Origin of the sequence: Marinovum sp. (assembly GCF_048263515.1) — a bacterium.
Lineage (GTDB): Bacteria > Pseudomonadota > Alphaproteobacteria > Rhodobacterales > Rhodobacteraceae > Marinovum.
Window position 1 is genome coordinate 1 of the sequence record NZ_JBLXEC010000013.1, and the last position, 16507, is coordinate 16507.

At 65.2% G+C, this 16507-nt stretch carries 14 protein-coding genes, 1 tRNA gene and 2 rRNA genes; 13 read left to right on the forward strand and 4 right to left on the reverse strand.

Annotated elements, in window-relative coordinates; genetic code table 11:
• The 3 genes from ACN0SE_RS12800 to ACN0SE_RS12810 all read left to right on the forward strand — a co-directional run.
• A 23S ribosomal RNA gene (locus tag ACN0SE_RS12800) occupies window positions 1-327 on the forward strand; the annotation flags it as partial.
• Between the two features lie 153 nt (window positions 328-480).
• Window positions 481-595: ribosomal RNA gene (gene rrf / locus ACN0SE_RS12805) — 5S ribosomal RNA — on the forward strand.
• Between the two features lie 65 nt (window positions 596-660).
• Window positions 661-737 (forward strand) — tRNA-Met (locus tag ACN0SE_RS12810).
• A gap of 278 nt (window positions 738-1015) precedes the next feature.
• Here ACN0SE_RS12810 and ACN0SE_RS12815 read toward each other — a convergent pair.
• Together ACN0SE_RS12815 and ACN0SE_RS12820 are read right to left on the reverse strand one after the other, a co-directional pair.
• Window positions 1016-1345: an L-rhamnose mutarotase gene (locus tag ACN0SE_RS12815; protein WP_417524917.1), complete on the reverse strand. Its 330-nt coding sequence runs from the start codon at window positions 1343-1345 to the stop codon at window positions 1016-1018.
• Window positions 1342-2199, reverse strand: coding sequence for an amidohydrolase family protein (locus tag ACN0SE_RS12820; protein WP_417524918.1), 858 nt, complete (start codon window positions 2197-2199; stop codon window positions 1342-1344). Before ACN0SE_RS12820 ends, ACN0SE_RS12815 begins: the two co-directional genes overlap by 4 nt.
• A 46-nt stretch (window positions 2200-2245) precedes the next feature.
• Between ACN0SE_RS12820 and ACN0SE_RS12825 the strand changes: the two genes are divergently transcribed.
• Window positions 2246-3343, forward strand: coding sequence for a mannitol dehydrogenase family protein (locus ACN0SE_RS12825; protein WP_417524919.1), 1098 nt, complete (start codon window positions 2246-2248; stop codon window positions 3341-3343).
• Window positions 3340-4308, forward strand: coding sequence for an aldo/keto reductase (locus tag ACN0SE_RS12830; RefSeq protein ID WP_417524920.1), 969 nt, complete (start codon window positions 3340-3342; stop codon window positions 4306-4308). The genes ACN0SE_RS12825 and ACN0SE_RS12830 overlap by 4 nt, the downstream gene beginning before the upstream one ends.
• A gap of 4 nt (window positions 4309-4312) precedes the next feature.
• Here the strand turns inward: ACN0SE_RS12830 and ACN0SE_RS12835 are convergent, their stop codons facing one another.
• Window positions 4313-5215, reverse strand: a complete 903-nt coding sequence (locus ACN0SE_RS12835; protein ID WP_417524921.1) for an FCD domain-containing protein — start codon at window positions 5213-5215, stop codon at window positions 4313-4315.
• A gap of 135 nt (window positions 5216-5350) precedes the next feature.
• Here ACN0SE_RS12835 and ACN0SE_RS12840 point away from each other — a divergent pair, with 135 nt between their 5' ends.
• The 7 genes from ACN0SE_RS12840 to ACN0SE_RS12870 all read left to right on the forward strand — a co-directional run bounded on the left by ACN0SE_RS12840 (window position 5351) and on the right by ACN0SE_RS12870 (window position 12429).
• Window positions 5351-6385 (forward strand): ABC transporter permease, encoded by a 1035-nt coding sequence (locus tag ACN0SE_RS12840; RefSeq protein ID WP_417524922.1) that lies wholly within the window; start codon window positions 5351-5353, stop codon window positions 6383-6385.
• Between the two features lie 74 nt (window positions 6386-6459).
• A complete protein-coding gene (locus tag ACN0SE_RS12845) occupies window positions 6460-7398 on the forward strand; it encodes an ABC transporter substrate-binding protein (protein WP_417524923.1) in 939 nt (312 codons plus the stop codon).
• 80 nt (window positions 7399-7478) lie between these two features.
• Window positions 7479-8255 carry an ATP-binding cassette domain-containing protein gene (locus tag ACN0SE_RS12850; RefSeq protein ID WP_417524924.1) on the forward strand — a complete coding sequence of 259 codons (777 nt, stop codon included), beginning with the start codon at window positions 7479-7481 and terminating at the stop codon, window positions 8253-8255.
• The gene (locus ACN0SE_RS12855; protein ID WP_417524925.1) at window positions 8252-9262 is read left to right on the forward strand and encodes a zinc-binding alcohol dehydrogenase family protein; all 1011 of its coding nucleotides are present in this window, start codon (window positions 8252-8254) and stop codon (window positions 9260-9262) included. Before ACN0SE_RS12850 ends, ACN0SE_RS12855 begins: the two co-directional genes overlap by 4 nt.
• Before the next feature lie 11 nt (window positions 9263-9273).
• Complete coding sequence (locus ACN0SE_RS12860) at window positions 9274-10791, forward strand: UxaA family hydrolase (RefSeq protein ID WP_417524926.1); 1518 nt, start codon at window positions 9274-9276, stop codon at window positions 10789-10791.
• Window positions 10792-10812: 21 nt separating this feature from the next.
• Window positions 10813-11538: an SDR family oxidoreductase gene (locus ACN0SE_RS12865; protein WP_417524927.1), complete on the forward strand. Its 726-nt coding sequence runs from the start codon at window positions 10813-10815 to the stop codon at window positions 11536-11538.
• Between the two features lie 21 nt (window positions 11539-11559).
• On the forward strand, window positions 11560-12429 hold the full coding sequence (locus tag ACN0SE_RS12870) for a fumarylacetoacetate hydrolase family protein (protein WP_417524928.1): 870 nt from the start codon (window positions 11560-11562) through the stop codon (window positions 12427-12429).
• Window positions 12430-12502: 73 nt separating this feature from the next.
• Here ACN0SE_RS12870 and ACN0SE_RS12875 read toward each other — a convergent pair whose 3' ends face one another.
• Window positions 12503-13675 (reverse strand): IS5 family transposase, encoded by a 1173-nt coding sequence (locus ACN0SE_RS12875; protein WP_417524929.1) that lies wholly within the window; start codon window positions 13673-13675, stop codon window positions 12503-12505.
• Between the two features lie 195 nt (window positions 13676-13870).
• On the opposite strand from ACN0SE_RS12875, the gene ACN0SE_RS12880 reads away from it, so the two are divergent.
• Entirely contained in the window at window positions 13871-15757 is a 1887-nt protein-coding gene (locus ACN0SE_RS12880) for a PhoX family protein (protein ID WP_417524930.1), read from the forward strand.
• Window positions 15758-16507: the final 750 nt, after the last annotated feature.

Genomic DNA, 16507 nt, shown 5'->3' on the forward strand with positions numbered 1-16507 from the left:
GTTTAAAGAGGTACGTGAGCTGGGTTTAGAACGTCGTGAGACAGTTCGGTCCCTATCTGCCGTGGGTGTAGGATACTTGAGAGGAGTTGCCCCTAGTACGAGAGGACCGGGGTGAACGAACCACTGGTGGACCTGTTGTTGCGCCAGCAGCAGTGCAGGGTAGCTATGTTCGGACAGGATAACCGCTGAAGGCATCTAAGCGGGAAGCCCCCCTCAAAACAAGGTATCCCTGAGGACCGTGGTAGACCACCACGTCGATAGGCCGGAGATGTAAGCGCGGTAACGCGTTCAGTTGACCGGTACTAATGGTCCGATAGGCTTGATTTGATCCAGTAAAAGACGGATTTGAAAAACGGTGGGTTGCAAACCCACCCTACCCAAACCTCCAACTGGTCATGATCAAAGCAAACTACACACACATATCAGTAACTTGACTTGGTATCCCGCTCTCGGGCGGGATGTAACTCGGGGCTTTCCCGGTTTGGTGATCACAGCACGAGCAAAACACCCGGTCCCATCCCGAACCCGGCCGTTAAGTGCCGTCGCGCCAATGGTACTGCGTCTCAAGACGTGGGAGAGTAGGTCATCGCCAAACCTGATAAGCCCCGATCAAAACAAACGTATCTCTCAAAACGATCAATCGCTGCAAGTCGACCCTGTCGCGGGATGGAGCAGCCCGGTAGCTCGTCAGGCTCATAACCTGAAGGTCGCAGGTTCAAATCCTGCTCCCGCAACCAGGTCGAAATTACAGCAGCCCGTTCTGCCTACAAACGCTCCACTGGAGCGTTTGCCAGAAGGCTTCACCTCGTCAGGCTCTTAACCTGAAGGTCGCAGGTTCAAATCCTGCTCCCGCAACCAAGTCGAAATAGCAAACACCACCAAGATCAACTCCGCAAAACACGCCGCGCCATAAAGGCAGCGGCGGTTTTTGCGTTCGGGGGACTTGGCAGCCGCTGGAGCTCACCCTCGGGTGCCGGAGCCGCGTCTGGCCGAGTGCGAAAGGGCGGGGGGCCGCTCACGCCAAATGAAACACCTCCTCCATCGGCGCCCACCATTCCCCCTCGGCCCGGCTGTCGAGGGGTTGCTGCATTGGCCCGCAGACCTTCCACCACTCCTGGGTCACCGGATCGGCGGCGATGGCGGCGTTGTCGGCCTCGAAGTCGCTGCCGGTGTACTCCCAGTAGCTGAACATCAGCATCTCGGGCTCCCGCAGGAAAATCGTGTAATTGGTGATGTTGGAGGCCCGCAACCGCGCCAGAACCTCGGGCCAGACGTCGGCGTGCAGGCGTTTGTACTGTGCCAGGTGTTCCGGTTTCAGGCCGATCACATGTCCCATGCGTGTCATGATGTCTCTCCTTCGGGATCGAGTGCGTAGATGCGCCGTGCCGTTGCGCCGAAAAGCGCGTCCTGGTCGCTCTGTGACAGTTCGGCAGCGAGGGTGCGTGCGGTCGAGTGCCATGTGCCGTAGCTGCCGGCGAGATCAAGCACCGGCCAGTCGCTGCCCCACATCAGCCGGTCGGGACCAAAGCAGGCGAGCACGTGGTCGAAGACCGGGCGCAGGGTGTCGGCAGACCAACCGGGGCCGTATTCGTTGGCGAGGCCGGAGAGCTTGCAGCTGATCTGGGGATGCCGTGCGAGCGCGGCGATCCCGGCTCGCCATTGGTCGCCGGGGTCGGCGCCGGAGAATTCGGGTTTGGCGCAATGGTCGACGATGATCGGCAACTCGGGGAGTTCGCGCGCGAGCTGGTCGATCACCGGCAGATGGCGCGGGGTGATCAGGGCGTCGAGGCGCAACCCGGCCTCAGCCACGTGCTGCAGGCCCTGGATCACACCGTCCTGCAGGATCCAGTCGGTCTCGGGGATGTCCTGCAGCATCGGGCGGATGCCCTTGAGCCGGGGGTGGGCCAGCCGTGCGAGCTGTACCGACACGTCGCCGGTGAGGTCGAGCCAGCCGACAACGCCGAGGATCAGCGGCGAGGTCTCTGACAGCGACAACAGGAATTCCGTCTCTTCCAGGGTCGGCGCGGCCTGCACCACGACGGTGCCGGTCACCCCGGCCTCTGCTGCCAGCGGCGCCAGGTCGGCTGGCAGCAAGTCGCGGCGGATCGCGGCCACGCTGTCATCCATCCAGGAATAATCGCCGCGCGCGATGCGCCAGAAATGCTGGTGGGCGTCGATGGTCACGGTTTTTCCTTGCATGCTGATCTGTTCTAAATAATAACAAACCAAATTGGGAGACTCGTCAATGGCAATTCCGACCGTTCTGCAATTCGGCACCAGCCGCTTCCTTCAGGCGCATGCCGATCTCTTCCTGGCCGAGGCGGCGCCCGGGGCGCGGCCCGTCACGGTGGTGCAAAGCAGCGGCGATCCGGCGCGGGCCGGGCGGGTTGCGGCGCTGGCCCAAGGCTATGACGTCCGCATTCGCGGCTTGCAGGCGGGGGCCGAGGTCGACGAGCTGCGCCGGGTGCATTCGGTGGCGCGGGGCCTGTCGCTGGGGCCGGACCGGGCCGAGGTGGAACGGCTGATCGCCGAAGAGGTCGAGATCATCCTGTCGAACACCGCCGATGCCGGCTTTGCGCCGCGGCCCGAGGACGAAGGACCGACGTTCGACATGGCGATGTCCTACCCGGCCAAGCTGGCGCACCTTCTGCGCGGACGATTCGAGGCCGGCGGCGCGGCGCTGCAGATCATGCCGACCGAGCTGGTGCGCAACAATGGCGCCACCCTGCGCGACCTGGTGCTGGCCGCTGCGAAGGACATGGCCGAAGGCTATCGCGCCTGGCTGAAGGGCGAGGTGGTCTGGGTCAATTCGCTGGTCGACCGCATCGTGTCCGAGCCGCTGCAGCCGGCGGGCGCCATTGCCGAACCCTATGCGCTCTGGGCGATCGAGGCGCAGCCGCGCTTGCGCCTGCCGTGCGAGCATCCGGCAATCCAGGTGGTGCCGGACCTCGGCCCGATCGAGCGGCAAAAACTCTTCGTGCTCAACCTCGGTCACAGCTGGGTCGTTGCCGATTGGCTGGCGCGGGGCAGGGCGGGCGCGACTTTTGTGCGCGACGTGATGGCGGATGCAGACTGGGCGGCGCGGCTGCGCGCGGTCTATGCGCAGGAGGTGCTGCCGGGCTTTGCCGCGGCGGGCGAGGCCGAAGGCGTCGAGGCTTATATCGAGACCACGCTGGAGCGTTTCGGCAATCCGTTTCTGGATCACCGGCTCGAGGATATCGCCCAGAACCACGGCGAGAAACTGCAGCGTCGGATCGGGGCCTTTCTGGCCTGGGCCGAGGCCCATGGCGACAGGGGCGACAAACCGCAATTGCGTGCCGCGATGGAGGGGCAGGGACAATGAAGACACGTCGTATCGGAACCACCGGCCTTTCGGTCACCGAGGTGGCCTTTGGCTGCGCCAGCATCGGCAATCTTTACCGCGAGGCCAGCGAAGCGGACGTGACCGAGGTCCTGAGTTGCGCCTGGGAGGCGGGCATTCGCTTCTTCGACACTGCGCCGCATTATGGCCGGGGCCTGTCAGAGGAGCGGTTGGGACGGTTCCTGAACGGGCGGCCCGAAGCGGTGATCTCGACCAAGGTCGGCCGGGTGCTGACGCCGGCCAGATCGCCGCTGGCCGAGGCCGATGGCTTCGTCAATCCGGCGCAGAATGACGTGCATTACGATTATTCCGGTGACGGCATCGAAGAGAGCTTCGAGCAGAGCTGCGAACGGCTGGGGCGCAGCCGGATCGACATCCTCTATGTGCATGATATCGGGGAATATACCCATGGCGTGGCCGGCAACGCGGCGCACCGCGAGGCCTTTCTCGGCAGCGGCTACGAGCGGCTTGTACGGCTGAAGGAGCAAGGGCGGATCACGGCATTCGGCCTTGGCGTCAACGAATGCGAGGTCTGTCTCGACGTGATGCAAAACGCGGGCCCGCTGGACGTGATCCTGCTGGCCGGGCGGCTGACGCTGCTGGACCGCTCGGCCGAGGCCGAGCTGGTGCCCGCCTGCCGCGCCGCCGGGACCAGCCTGGTGCTGGGTGGCATCTTCAACTCGGGCATCCTCGCCACCGGGCCGGTCGAGGGCGCGACCTATGACTACGGGCCTGCGCCGCGCGAGGTGCTCGACCGGGTTGCGGAGTTGCGGGCGCAAAGCGAAGCGCTTGGCGTGCCGCTGGCCACCGCCGCGCTGCATTTCGCCATGCGCCATCCGGCGGCGGCCTCGGTGCTACTGGGCACTGCCAAGCCGTCGTCGCTGATGCGCAATCTGGATGCTTTGGCGACGCCGGTGCCGGAGGCGTTGCAGGCGCTCTTCGACTGAGGGCTCAGCCCAGGTCGTGATGGCGCAGGGATGACAGCAATGTCGTCTTCGAGGTGCGCAGATGCCGCCGCGCGGCCTCTCGCGCGGCCTCGGCATCGCGGGCCTCGAGCGCGTCGATGATCGCCAGATGCTCGTCGATCGCGGCGGCGTTGCGATGCTTTTCCTCGGTCTTGTCCCACATGTAGTGGTAGTGAAAGATCAACGAGATCACCTTCTGGAACTCGGCGATGAAGCGGTTTTTCACCACCGAGTTGATGGTCAGGTGAAAGCGCTCGTCGAGTTTCGAAAATTCGTGGAAATTGCTGTCGATTTCATGTTTCAGCGCCAGGTGATCCTGCCGCAGCTGCGCCAGCTCGGCCCAGACCGGGTGATCGACCGGCGATTCGACGGCTTGGGTCACGGCGTTGACCTCGAGCACCGAGCGGAAGTCCGACAGCTCGATGGCGAAATCCTTGGTAAATCCCAGCATCATCCAGCCGCCCTGCGGACGCCGCGACACCAGGCCGAAGCGGCTGAGGCCGGCGAGGAATTCCTTCAGGTCATACTGCGGCACGTCGAAGGTGCGCGACAGCTCTGCCACCGACAGCGGCGTATTGGCCGGCACGTCAAAGCGCAGCACCCAGTCGAGGAACCGTTGTTCAAGGTCGCTGCGGTCGGCCGAGGCCTCTGGCACGGCGATACGGTCCTCGGGGCGGGGTTGGCGCAGCAGGTGCTTGTCGCGGCCGCGCCAGGTGATCACGCCCAGCTCCTCCATCCGCGCGAGGCAGCGGCGGATCACCGTGCGGCTGACGCCGGCAATCTCGGCAAGCCGGGTCTCCGAGGGGATCGGCGCGCCTGTGTCCAAGCCCTCGCAGAAGGTCAGGATGTGGTTGTAGGCCTCCCGAAACCGTGTGTCACTGCGTGCCATCTGCCTGCCTTCCGATCACCGCCGCACAGGGCGATTTCTGTATTTGTACGATATTATAAAAAACAGTTGACGGAATCAAGTCGCCGTTGTTTATGTATTAAATAATTAAATGCAAGACTGCGAAAGGGGAGGCGTATGTCAGACGCAATCAAATCGGCACAGAGGCGCGGACCGGCGCCGCTGGCGGGGCTGATGCCCGATGCCGCAAAGATCCACCGTCTCTCGGCGCTTCTGACGCTGCTTCTGTTGGTGACCGGGTTTTCACTGGCAAGCCAGGCGTTCTTTTCGGTCAACAACGGGCTGACGATCCTGTTGCAGACCTCGGTGATCGGGCTTCTGGGGATCGGCATGACCATGGTGATCATCACCGGCGGCATCGATCTCTCGGTGGGCTCGGTGCTGGCGCTTTCGGGCGTGGGCACGGCGATGGCGGTCAAGGCCGGGTTGCCGGTGGCCCCGGCGATGGCGATCGGCGTGGTGATCGGCGGGGCCTGCGGCGCGATCAACGGTCTGGTGGTGACGCGGATGAAGATCCCGCCCTTCGTGGCCACCCTCGGCATGATGCTGATGGCCCGTGGCCTGGCGCTGCAACTGACCGGCGCGGCCCCCATTTCCCAGCTGGGCGAGGCCTTTGGCCGGCTCGGCAACGGTGCGCTGTTCCGCATGGTCGAGATGCAGCCCAACGGCTTTCCCAAGGTGATCTTTCCCGGCATTCCCTATCCCGCGATCCTGCTGCTGATTGTCGCCGCCGGCGCCGCCTACATGCTGCGCCGTCGCCAGATCGGCCGGCACATCTACGCCACCGGTTCCAACGAAGAGGCCGCGCGCCTGTCGGGTGTGCGCGTCGATCAGACCAAGCTCTATGCCTATGTCATGTCGGGCGCCCTGGCGGGGCTGGCGGGCAACGTGCTGATGTCGCGGCTGGTCACGGCCCAGCCCAGCGAAGGCGTGATGTACGAGCTTGATGCCATCGCCGCTGCGGTGATCGGCGGGGCCTCGCTCTCGGGCGGTGTCGGCACCGTCTCGGGCACGATGATCGGCGCCTTCATCATCGGCATCCTGCGCAACGGTCTGAACATGGCGGGCGTCTCTGCCTTCATCCAGCAGATCGTGATCGGCGCGGTGGTGATCGGTGCGGTCTGGATCGACCAGATGCGCAACCGGCGCTGACAGAGGTTCTCCGGCGCCGCGAGGACGGCGCCCGGACGAAAACGAAGACCAAATCTCAACTGAGGAGGAATGAGATGAAGACCCTTAAGCTTGGAATGCTCGCGTCGGTGATGGCGCTGTCGGCCGGAATGGCACAGGCCGGCGAGATCGCGGTGATCGTCAAGACCACCAGCTCGAACTTCTGGCAGAACGTCAACAAGGGCGCCGAGGCCGCGATTGCCGCCCAGTCCGAACATACCTTCAGCTTCGACGGTCCGGCGACCGAGAGCGCGGTGGCCGATCAGGTCAACCTCGTCGAGAACGCGATCAATCGCGGTGTCTCGGGCATCGTCCTGGCCCCGTCCGACCCCGAGGCGCTGGCCCCGGCCGTCAAGCGCGCCTACGAGAGCGGCATCCCGGTGGTGATCATCGACAGCGCCCTGACCGACAGCGCCGAGGGCACCTACCAGGCGTTCCTGTCCACCGACAACTGCGCCGCGGGCGAGGAAGTGGCCAAGCGGATGATCGAAGAGGCCGGCACCGAAGGCAAGGTCGCGGTGATGTCCTATGTCGCGGGCGTCGGCTCTGAAATCGGCCGGGTCGGCTGTTTCTCGGAATACCTCGCGGCGAACTCCAAGCTCGAAATCGTCGGGCCCTATTACTCGCAGAGCCAGATGGCGATGGCGCTGAACCAGACCACCGACATCCTCGCCTCGAACCCTGATCTCGTCGGCATCTTCGGCGCCAATGAGCCCACCGCCGTCGGCATGGGCCGCGCCATTCTGCAGGCGGGCAAGGCCGGCCAGCTTGTTGCCCTGGGCTTTGACGGCAACGCCGACCTGCAGCAGTTCGTGCGCGAAGGCCTGATGGAGGCGACGGCGGTGCAGGGCTCTTTCGCCATGGGCGAAAAGGGCGTGAACGCCATCATCGACATCCTGGCCGGTGAAAAGGTCGACAGCTTCATCAACACCGGCGTCGTGCTGGTGGACCAGGAGAATATCGACACCGACGAAGCGAAGAACGTGCTCTACTGAGCCGGTCCTTGCCTCCGGAGGGCGCGTCCCGTCGCGCCCTCCACCCTGATGCAGAAATGCCCCCGGCAGAAAGGCCCCCCATGTCGCAGACCCCCCTGGTAGAGATGACCGGTATCGAGAAGCACTTTGGCGGTGTGCGCGCTGTCGATCACGTCTCGATCGACCTGTACCCCGGCGAGGTGGTCGGCGTGCTGGGTCACAACGGCGCCGGCAAGTCCTGCCTGATGCGCATTCTGGCCGGCGCGATGATCCCCAACGAAGGCGAGATCCGCGTCAACGGCCAGGTGGTGAGCTTTGCCGATCCCAACGACGCCCGCGAGGCCGGGATCGAGACGATCTACCAGACGCTGGCGCTGGCCGATCACCTGGACGCGCCGTCGAACCTGTTTCTGGGCCGCGAGCTGAAGACCCGGCTGGGCAACCTCGACGATGCCCGCATGCTGGCCGAGGCGCGCAAGGTGCTGGCCCGGCTGAACCCGAATTTCAAAAACCTGCAGGACCCGGTCTCGTCGCTCTCCGGCGGCCAGCGGCAAGTGATCGCCATCGCTCGCGCGATCTATTTCGACACCAAGGTGCTGATCATGGACGAGCCTACGGCGGCGCTCGGGCCGTCAGAGACCGCGATGGTCGCCGACCTGATCCGCCAACTGCAATCCGAAGGCATCGGCATCCTGCTGGTCAGCCACGACATGCACGACGTCTTTGACCTGTGTGACCGGGTGGTGGTGATGAACAAGGGCCGTCTGGTCGGCGCGCATCGCATCGACGAGGTGACCAAGGACGACGTGCTGAGCCTGATCGTCAAGGGTGAACTGCCGGCCGATTGGTCGGCCCGCAACCTGGAGGCGGCGCAATGAAGGACCTCGTGCAAGAGACCATGGCCTGCGGCACCTGCGTCGAACCGGGCACCTTTGCCTTGCAGGAGCGTGCCAAGCCGCTCACCGCGCCCGAAGGCCACCGGCTGGTCGATATCGCGGCCATCGGCATCTGCGGCACCGATTACCACATCTTCGAAGGCAAGCATCCCTTCCTCGAATACCCCCGCGTAATCGGCCATGAGCTCTCGGGCCATCTGGTGGATGGCCCCGCCGCCGGCGCGCTGGTGGTGGTGAACCCCTATCTCTCCTGCGGCACCTGCCGGGCCTGCCGGCGCGGCAAGCCCAACTGCTGCAGCGACATTGCCGTGCTGGGCGTGCACACCGATGGCGGCATGTGCGCCCGGATTGCGGTGCCCGAGGGCAACCTCTATCCCGCCGAGGGGCTGACCCCGGTGCAGGCCGCGATGGTCGAGTTTCTCGCCATCGGTGCCCATGCAGTGGCCCGCTCTGGCTGCGGGGCAGGGGACCGGGTGCTGGTGACCGGGGCCGGCCCGATCGGCCTTGGCACTGCGCTTTTCGCTCGCATCGCCGGCGCCGAGGTGCACCTGATGGATCTCAGCGAGAAACGTCTGGCGGCGGCAAAAGAGCTCTTCGGGTTCACCGAGACCCACGTGCCGGGTGACGACATCCTGTCAGGTGACCTGTCCGACGGCTTCGACCTTGTGTTCGACGCCACCGGCAACGCCAAGGCCATCGAGGCTGGCTTTCCGCTGGTGGCCCACGGTGGCAGCACCGTGCTGGTCAGCGTGGTAAAAGAAAGCATCACCTTCGCCGACTCGGAGTTTCACAAGCGCGAATCCCGCATCATCGGCAGCCGCAATGCGCTCAAGGCCGACTTCGATCGGGTGATCGCCGCGATCCGCAGCGGCGAAGTGCCGACCGAGGCCATCGCCTCGGCCATTCTGCCGCTGGCCGAGCTGCCCGCGCAATTCGCCAGCCTCGCCCATGAGCGCGACCACCTGATCAAGGTTATCGTGACGCCGTGAAAGACACTGACATGAACGACCAACCCTATGCGCTCTGCCTGCACGACGCCGATACCGTCCTCGTCGCCCTGCGCGCGGTGCCGGCCGGCACCGCCTTGCCCGGTGGTGTGACCACGCAAGAGCCCGTGCCCGCCGGCCACAAGATTGCCCTGCGTGATCTGCGCGTCGGCGACAACGTTCTGAAATACGGCCAGATCATCGGTGCCGCCAGCGCCGACATTGCCGCCGGGGCGCATGTGCATGCGCACAACCTCGGCATGGGCGCACACAAGCAGGACCATGCCTTCGGCGCCGCCGCGCATCCGCTGCCGGCCCCCGAGGGCACGGCCGAGTTCATGGGCTATCACCGCCCCTCGGGCCGGGTCGGCACCCGCAATTACCTTGGCATCCTGACCTCGGTGAACTGCGCCGGCTCGGTCGCGCGCTTCATCGCCGAGGCTGCGACCCGCGCCGACCTGCTGGCAGACTTCCCCAATGTCGACGGCATCGTGCCGATCGTGCATGGCACCGGCTGCGGCATGTCGTCCAAGGGCGAGGGCTACGAGACCCTGTTCCGCACCCTCGCGGGCTATGGCCACAGCGCCAACTTCGGCGCCATCCTGATGATCGGGCTGGGCTGCGAAGTCATGCAGATCCCCGACCTGATCGACCGCAAGGCGCTCAAGGACAGCGCGCGGTTCCGCTACATGACCATCCAGCAGCAGGGCGGCACCCGCGCCACCGTCGACAAGGGCCTGTCGCTGCTGCGCGAACTGGCCGCCGAGGCCGACAAGGCCCGCCGCGCGCCGGCACCCGCCAGCCATCTGGTGCTGGGCATGCAATGCGGCGGCTCCGACGGCTATTCCGGCATCACCGCCAACCCGGCGCTCGGCGCGGCCTCTGACCTGCTTGTGCGTCATGGCGGCACCTCGATCCTGTCGGAAACGTCCGAGATCTACGGCGCCGAGCATCTGCTCACCCGCCGCGCGGTGGACGAGGCCACCGGCCGCAAGCTGATCGACCTGATCGACTGGTGGGAGGATTACACCGCCCGCAACTTCGGCGAGATGGACAACAACCCCAGCCCCGGCAACAAGCGCGGCGGTCTGACCACCATCCTCGAGAAATCGCTGGGCGCGGTGGCCAAGGGCGGCATGGCGCCGCTGTCAGGTGTCTACAAATACGCCGAACCGATCGACCGCCCCGGCTTTGTCTTCATGGACAGCCCCGGCTACGATCCCTGTTCGGTGACCGGGCAGGTGGCCTCTGGCGCCAACCTGATCGCCTTTACCACCGGGCGCGGCAGCGTCTCGGGCTATCAGCCGGTGCCCTCGATCAAGATCGCCTCGAACCCCGACCTCTGGCGCCGGATGGAGCCCGACATGGACGTGAACTGTGGCGATATCCTTGGCGGTGTCAGCCTCGAGACCAAGGGCCGCGAGATTTTCGATCTGATGCTGCAGGTGGCCTCGGGCCAGCCCACCAAAAGCGAGGCGCAGGGCTTTGGCGCGGTGGAATTCGTGCCGTGGCAAATCGGCGCGGTGATGTGACAAGGCAAGGGAGACGAGTAGATGACAAGTGATCTGACAGGCCAGCGGGTGCTGGTGACTGCCGCCGCCCAGGGTATCGGCCGCGCCACCGCCGAGGCCTTTGCCCGCGCCGGTGCCAAGGTGCTGGCCACCGACATCAACGACTCCGGCCTCGCCGGGCTCGAGGGCTGCGAGACGGCGCAGCTCGACGTGCTGGACGGCGCCTCGGTGAAAGAGGTCTGCGCGCAAGCCGGGGCCATCGACGTGCTGTTCAACGGTGCCGGCGTGGTGCATGGCGGCACGGTGCTCGACTGCTCCGAGGACGAGCTGGATTTTGCCTATGACCTCAACGTCAAATCCATGGTGCGGATGGTGCAGGCCGTGCTGCCGGGCATGCTGGAGCGCAAGTCCGGCGTGATCCTCAACGTCTCGTCGGTGGCCTCATCGATGAAGGGCGTGCCCAACCGCTTTGTCTATTCCACCACCAAGGCGGCGGTGCTGGGGCTGACCAAGGCCATTGCCGCCGACTACGTCGCCCAGGGCATCCGCTGCAACGCCATCTGCCCCGGCACGGTGCAATCGCCCTCGCTCGACGAACGGCTCTCGGCCGGTGGCGACTACGACGCCGCCCGCGCGGAATTTGTCGCGCGCCAGCCGATGGGCCGCATCGCCGAGGCCTGGGAGATCGCCGACCTCGCGGTCTATCTCGCCGGGGCGCGTTTCACCACCGGCCAGGCCTGCGCCATCGACGGCGGCTGGACCATCTGACCCCTTCAAGAAAGACGACTTATGAAACTGCTTCGCTTCGGCGCGCCGGGTGCCGAGAAACCCGGGCTTTTACACACCGACGGTACGATCCGCGACCTGTCCGGCCAGATCGACGATCTGTCGGGAGACGCGCTTTTCCCCGAAAGCCTCGCCCGCCTGGGCGCGGTTGACGCCGAGAGCCTGCCGCTGGTCGAGGGCAACCCGCGCCTCGGCCCGCCCATCGCCGGCACCGGCAAGTTCATCTGCATCGGCCTCAACTACGCCGACCACGCCGCCGAGAGCGGCATGGCGGTGCCGCCCGAGCCGGTGATCTTCATGAAAGCCACCTCGGCGATCTGCGGCCCGAACGACCCGATCATCATCCCCCGCGGCTCTGACAAGACCGACTGGGAGGTCGAGCTGGCCGTCATCATCGGCAAACCGGCGAAATACGTCAGCGAAGCCGAGGCGATGGACCATGTCGCGGGCTACGCCGTGACCAACGACGTCTCGGAACGCGCTTTCCAGATCGAGCGCTCCGGCCAATGGACCAAGGGCAAGAGCTGCGACAACTTCGGCCAGATCGGCCCCTGGATGGTGACCCGCGACGAGGTGGCCGATCCGCAGGATCTGGAGATGTGGCTGACGGTGAACGGCGAAAAAATGCAGGACGGCTCGACCCGCACCATGGTCTATGGCGTGGCGCACCTGGTGCATTACCTCAGCCAGTTCATGACCCTGCACCCCGGCGACGTGATTTCGACCGGTACCCCGCCGGGCGTGGGCCTGGGCCTGACACCGCCGCGCTATCTCAAGGCTGGCGACGTCGTCGAACTCGGAATCGCCGGGCTGGGCCAGCAGCGCCAGGACGTGATCGCCGATCAACAGGGTACTGAAAAAGGCTGTCGTTAGGAACGGTTTCCCTCTACGTGCATGTTGTTGAGTCTGGATCATGGGCAGGCAGTCCTGGCGGCGCCTTCCTTCGTCAGGCCGCAAGCAGTTTCGGCAGCCTTGCCAGATTGCAGGCCGCCATCGTAAGCGTGAAGCGGGCCCGTACCCGCTCGATACCGCGATACATGGTCTGAGCCATGCCGCCGACGGTCTTGGCCCCGCCGAAAGGCTCCTCGATCTTCTTTCGGCATCGCTGGGACTTGGCATAGCCGGGGTGCCTTGTCGTCCGACCATCGATGGCGGAATGTCGGGACTTCTGCGCGACATGCGGCGTGGCGACCATCTGGCGCAGCTCGGCGACGAAGTCGGCGCTGTCATAACCCCGATCCGCAGCCAGCGTCAGACGTCGTGTCGAACCGGGCGAATGTCGGTGGAGCATGGCAATGGCCGCACGGCGTTCGGCGTGGCCAGTCGCCTGCGTCAGGTCTGCCTGGACGATCAATCCGGAGCGGTTCTCCATTGGACTATGACCCATAAAGCATAGCACCGCGCCGGCGCCGGGCGACTTCTTGAACAGCCGGGCCTCGGGATCGGTCATCGATGCATGGGTCGCATTGGAGCGCTTTGCACCCCGGAAATCGACTTCGGCGTTGCGGCTGCGGTGTCTCGGGCGGGTCATCGGTTCAGGCTCGGCGGTGGATTGGTCAGGGGAGGGTGTTGGCGAGACACGGTCATCCGGCGGATCACCCGGATCGTCGTCCCTGTTGGGCACCGCGTTGTCCTTCGGCTGGAAGCTCTTCATCGACGCCCAAGCCTTCACCAACGTGCCATCGACCGAGAGATGATCATCGGACAGCATCGGCGCGACCTCTCGGTGCGCCAGGATGGCAGCCATGATCTTGCGGGACATATCCGTGCTCAGCAACCGGTCGCGGTTCTTCGTGAACACCGTGGGGACCCAGACCGCATCATCGATGCCCAACCCCACGAACCAACGGAACAGCAGGTTGTAATCCATCTGTTCCATGAGCTGCCGCTCGGATCGGATCGAGTAGAGGATTTGCAGGAGGCTGGCCCGGATCAACCGCTCCGGTGCGATCGAGGGGCGGCCCTCGCCGGCGTAGAGCCTGTCGAACTCGCCATCCAGGGAACACAGCGCATCGTTGACGACGGATCTGATCTTGCGCAGCGGATGCCGCGCCGGGATCCTTTCCTCAAGATCGACGTATCTGAACAGTGATCCTGTAACCTCGTCCGATCCGCGCATCGCCACCTCCGTCCCTGCCGTGGTGGCGATGAATCATGTTTCTTGATAAGCGTCGAGGTCAGAGTTTTTCAGCAGCCTGTTAATGCTAATGTCATTCACGGGTCGCAAAAGCGTTACGATCCGGGCTTAGGCGCAGGGCGGACAGGCGCCGCATGACGCGGCGCTTCACTCAGCCTGACTGCAAGGGAATACACCATGGTGGACACATCGCATATCGACCTCTCCTGGGACGACTTCGACGAAATGCGCGATCCGCGCCCGGCGGAAAACCAGTTCGACGCGGTCGTTGACCGCGCCATCTCGCGCCGCGGCTTTCTGGGCGGTGCGCTGGCCTTCGGCTCCGGCGCCGCGGTCTTCGGCACCGGCCTCATGTCCTCGACCACCGCGTCGCGCGCGGCGATGAATGAGGGCTTTGCCTTCACCCCGATCGGCATTGCCACCGATCATGAGATCCACGTCCCCGAAGGCTACGCCCACAAGGTTCTGGTGCGCTGGGGCGATGCGCTCTGGTCCGAGGCCGAGGGCGCCTATTCGGCCGAGACCGGCGTGCCGGTCGAGATGTCCGACAAGGTCTTCGGCGAGAACACCGACGGCATGGAGCTCTTCGAGGTCGACGGCCGCGAGGTGATCGCGGTGAACTCGGAATACGTCAATCCCCGGATCAACCTGCCTGCCGCCTCCGAAGGTGTGCCGCAAAGCGCCGACGAGGTCACCCTGCTGAAAAACCTGCAGGGCGTGACCGTGATGGAGGTGGCCCGCACCGCCGAGGGCTATCAGGTGGTCAAGGACAGCCCGTTCAACCGCCGCATCACCCATGACACCGAGATGACCCTCGAAGGCCCGCTGGCCGGTCATGATCTGGTCAAGACCAACGCCGATCCTTCCGGTACCCACGTCAAGGGCACGATGAACAACTGCGGCTCGGGCCGCACGCTCTGGGGCACCTATCTGACCTGCGAAGAGAACTTCAACGGCTACTTCGGGGCCACCGGCGCCGAGCCGGTGGGCAAGAGCTATGCCCGTTACGGCATCGGTGGCGCCGGCCGCTATGCTTATGAGAAGTTCGATGCGCGCTTCGACCTGAGCCAGGAGCCGAACGAGCCGCACCGCCATGGTTTCGTGACCGAGATCGACCCCGCCGATCCGACCTCGACCCCGGTGAAGCGCACCGCTCTGGGCCGGTTCAAGCACGAGAACGCCGCGATGGTGCAGGCCTCCGATGGCCGCGTGGTGGTCTACATGGGCGACGACGAGCGCAGCGAGTTTCTCTACAAATATGTCTCCAACGGCACCTGGGCCGAGGGGCAGGGCGGTGGCGATCTGCTGAACGACGGCACGCTCTATGTGGCAAAGTTCAACGACGATCAGTCCGGCGAATGGCTGGCGCTGACGCCCGAGACCACCGGTATGGAACTGCCGGAAATCCTCGCCTTCACCCGCATGGCGGCCTCGGCGGCTGGCGGCACCACTATGGACCGCCCGGAGTGGGTGGCGGTGAACCCGCTGAAGGCCGAGGCCTATTGCGCGCTGACCAACAACTCCAAACGCGGCGAAGGTGCCACCAATGGCGGCGGCGACGATGCTTCGGTCAACGGGCCCAACCCGCGCGAGACCAACAACTATGGTCAGATCGTGCGCTGGACACCGGTGGACGGCAACCATGCGACCGAGGGCTTCACTTGGGATCTCTACGTCATGGCGGGCAATCCGACGGTCTATGACAACGCCTATGGCGGGTCCGAAAACATCAACGAAGGCAACATGTTCAACTCGCCCGACGGCATGGTGTTCTCGTCCGACGGAATGCTCTGGATCCAGACCGACGGGGATGACGACAACGAAGGCGACTTCGCAGGCATGGGCAACAACCAGATGCTGGTGGGCAACCCAGAGACCGGCGAGATCGCGCGGTTCATGACGGTGCCGAACGGCGCCGAGGTGACGGGCCTGTGCTTCTCGCTCGACAAGACGGTGGCCTTTGTCGGCGTGCAGCACCCCGGCGGTGCCTGGCCGGATGGCGAGGGCGCGCCGCGTTCGTCCATCGTCGCCGTCTGGCGCGAAGACGGCGCGACCATCGGTTGACCCTTCTGCACGGCGCCGGGGAAACCCGGCGCCGTGTGGCTTTGCGCGAGCCGCGCAGCGTCGGGCCGCGGTATGGCGACCCTCGCGCTGTTCGACAGCGCTTTATCCCAGCCAATCCCGGAAGAGATCAGACCGGCGCGCCTGTGCCAGCCAAATCGCCGTGCCGTGGAGGCGGCCCGGCGATGCGCGGCGGCCTGTGGCCGCTGTTAACGCGCGGGGTGAGGTGACCTGCTGGGGGATTGGGCGATGCCGGGTATCGCGCAGCCAAAAGCACAAGCCGTGGGTCGTCGGGCCGCGGTATGGCGATCCTCGCGTTGTTCGACAGCGTTTTATCCCAGCCGCTCCCGGAAGAGATCAGACCGGCGCGCCTGTGCCAGCCAAATCGCCGTGCCGGCGGGCGGCCCAGCGATGCGCGGCGGCCTGTGGCCGCTGTTAACGCGCGGGGGTAAGATGACTTGCTGGGGGTTTGGACAACGCCGGGTCTAGCGCGGCCATAAGCACAAGCCGTGGGTCGTCGGGCCGCGGTACGGCGTTCCTCGCATCGTTCGGCAGTGCTTTATCCCAGCCAAATCCGAAGAAGATCGGATCGGCGCGCCTGTGCCAGCCAAATCGCCGTGCCGTGGAGGCGGCCCGGCGATGCGCGGCGGCCTGTGGCCGCTGTTAACGCGCAGGCGACGCGAGGCGCTGATCGCCCGGAACCACCAGCCCCGGAAACCCAATCCGCTTGCCCCATACCCCCCGCCTGTCTTA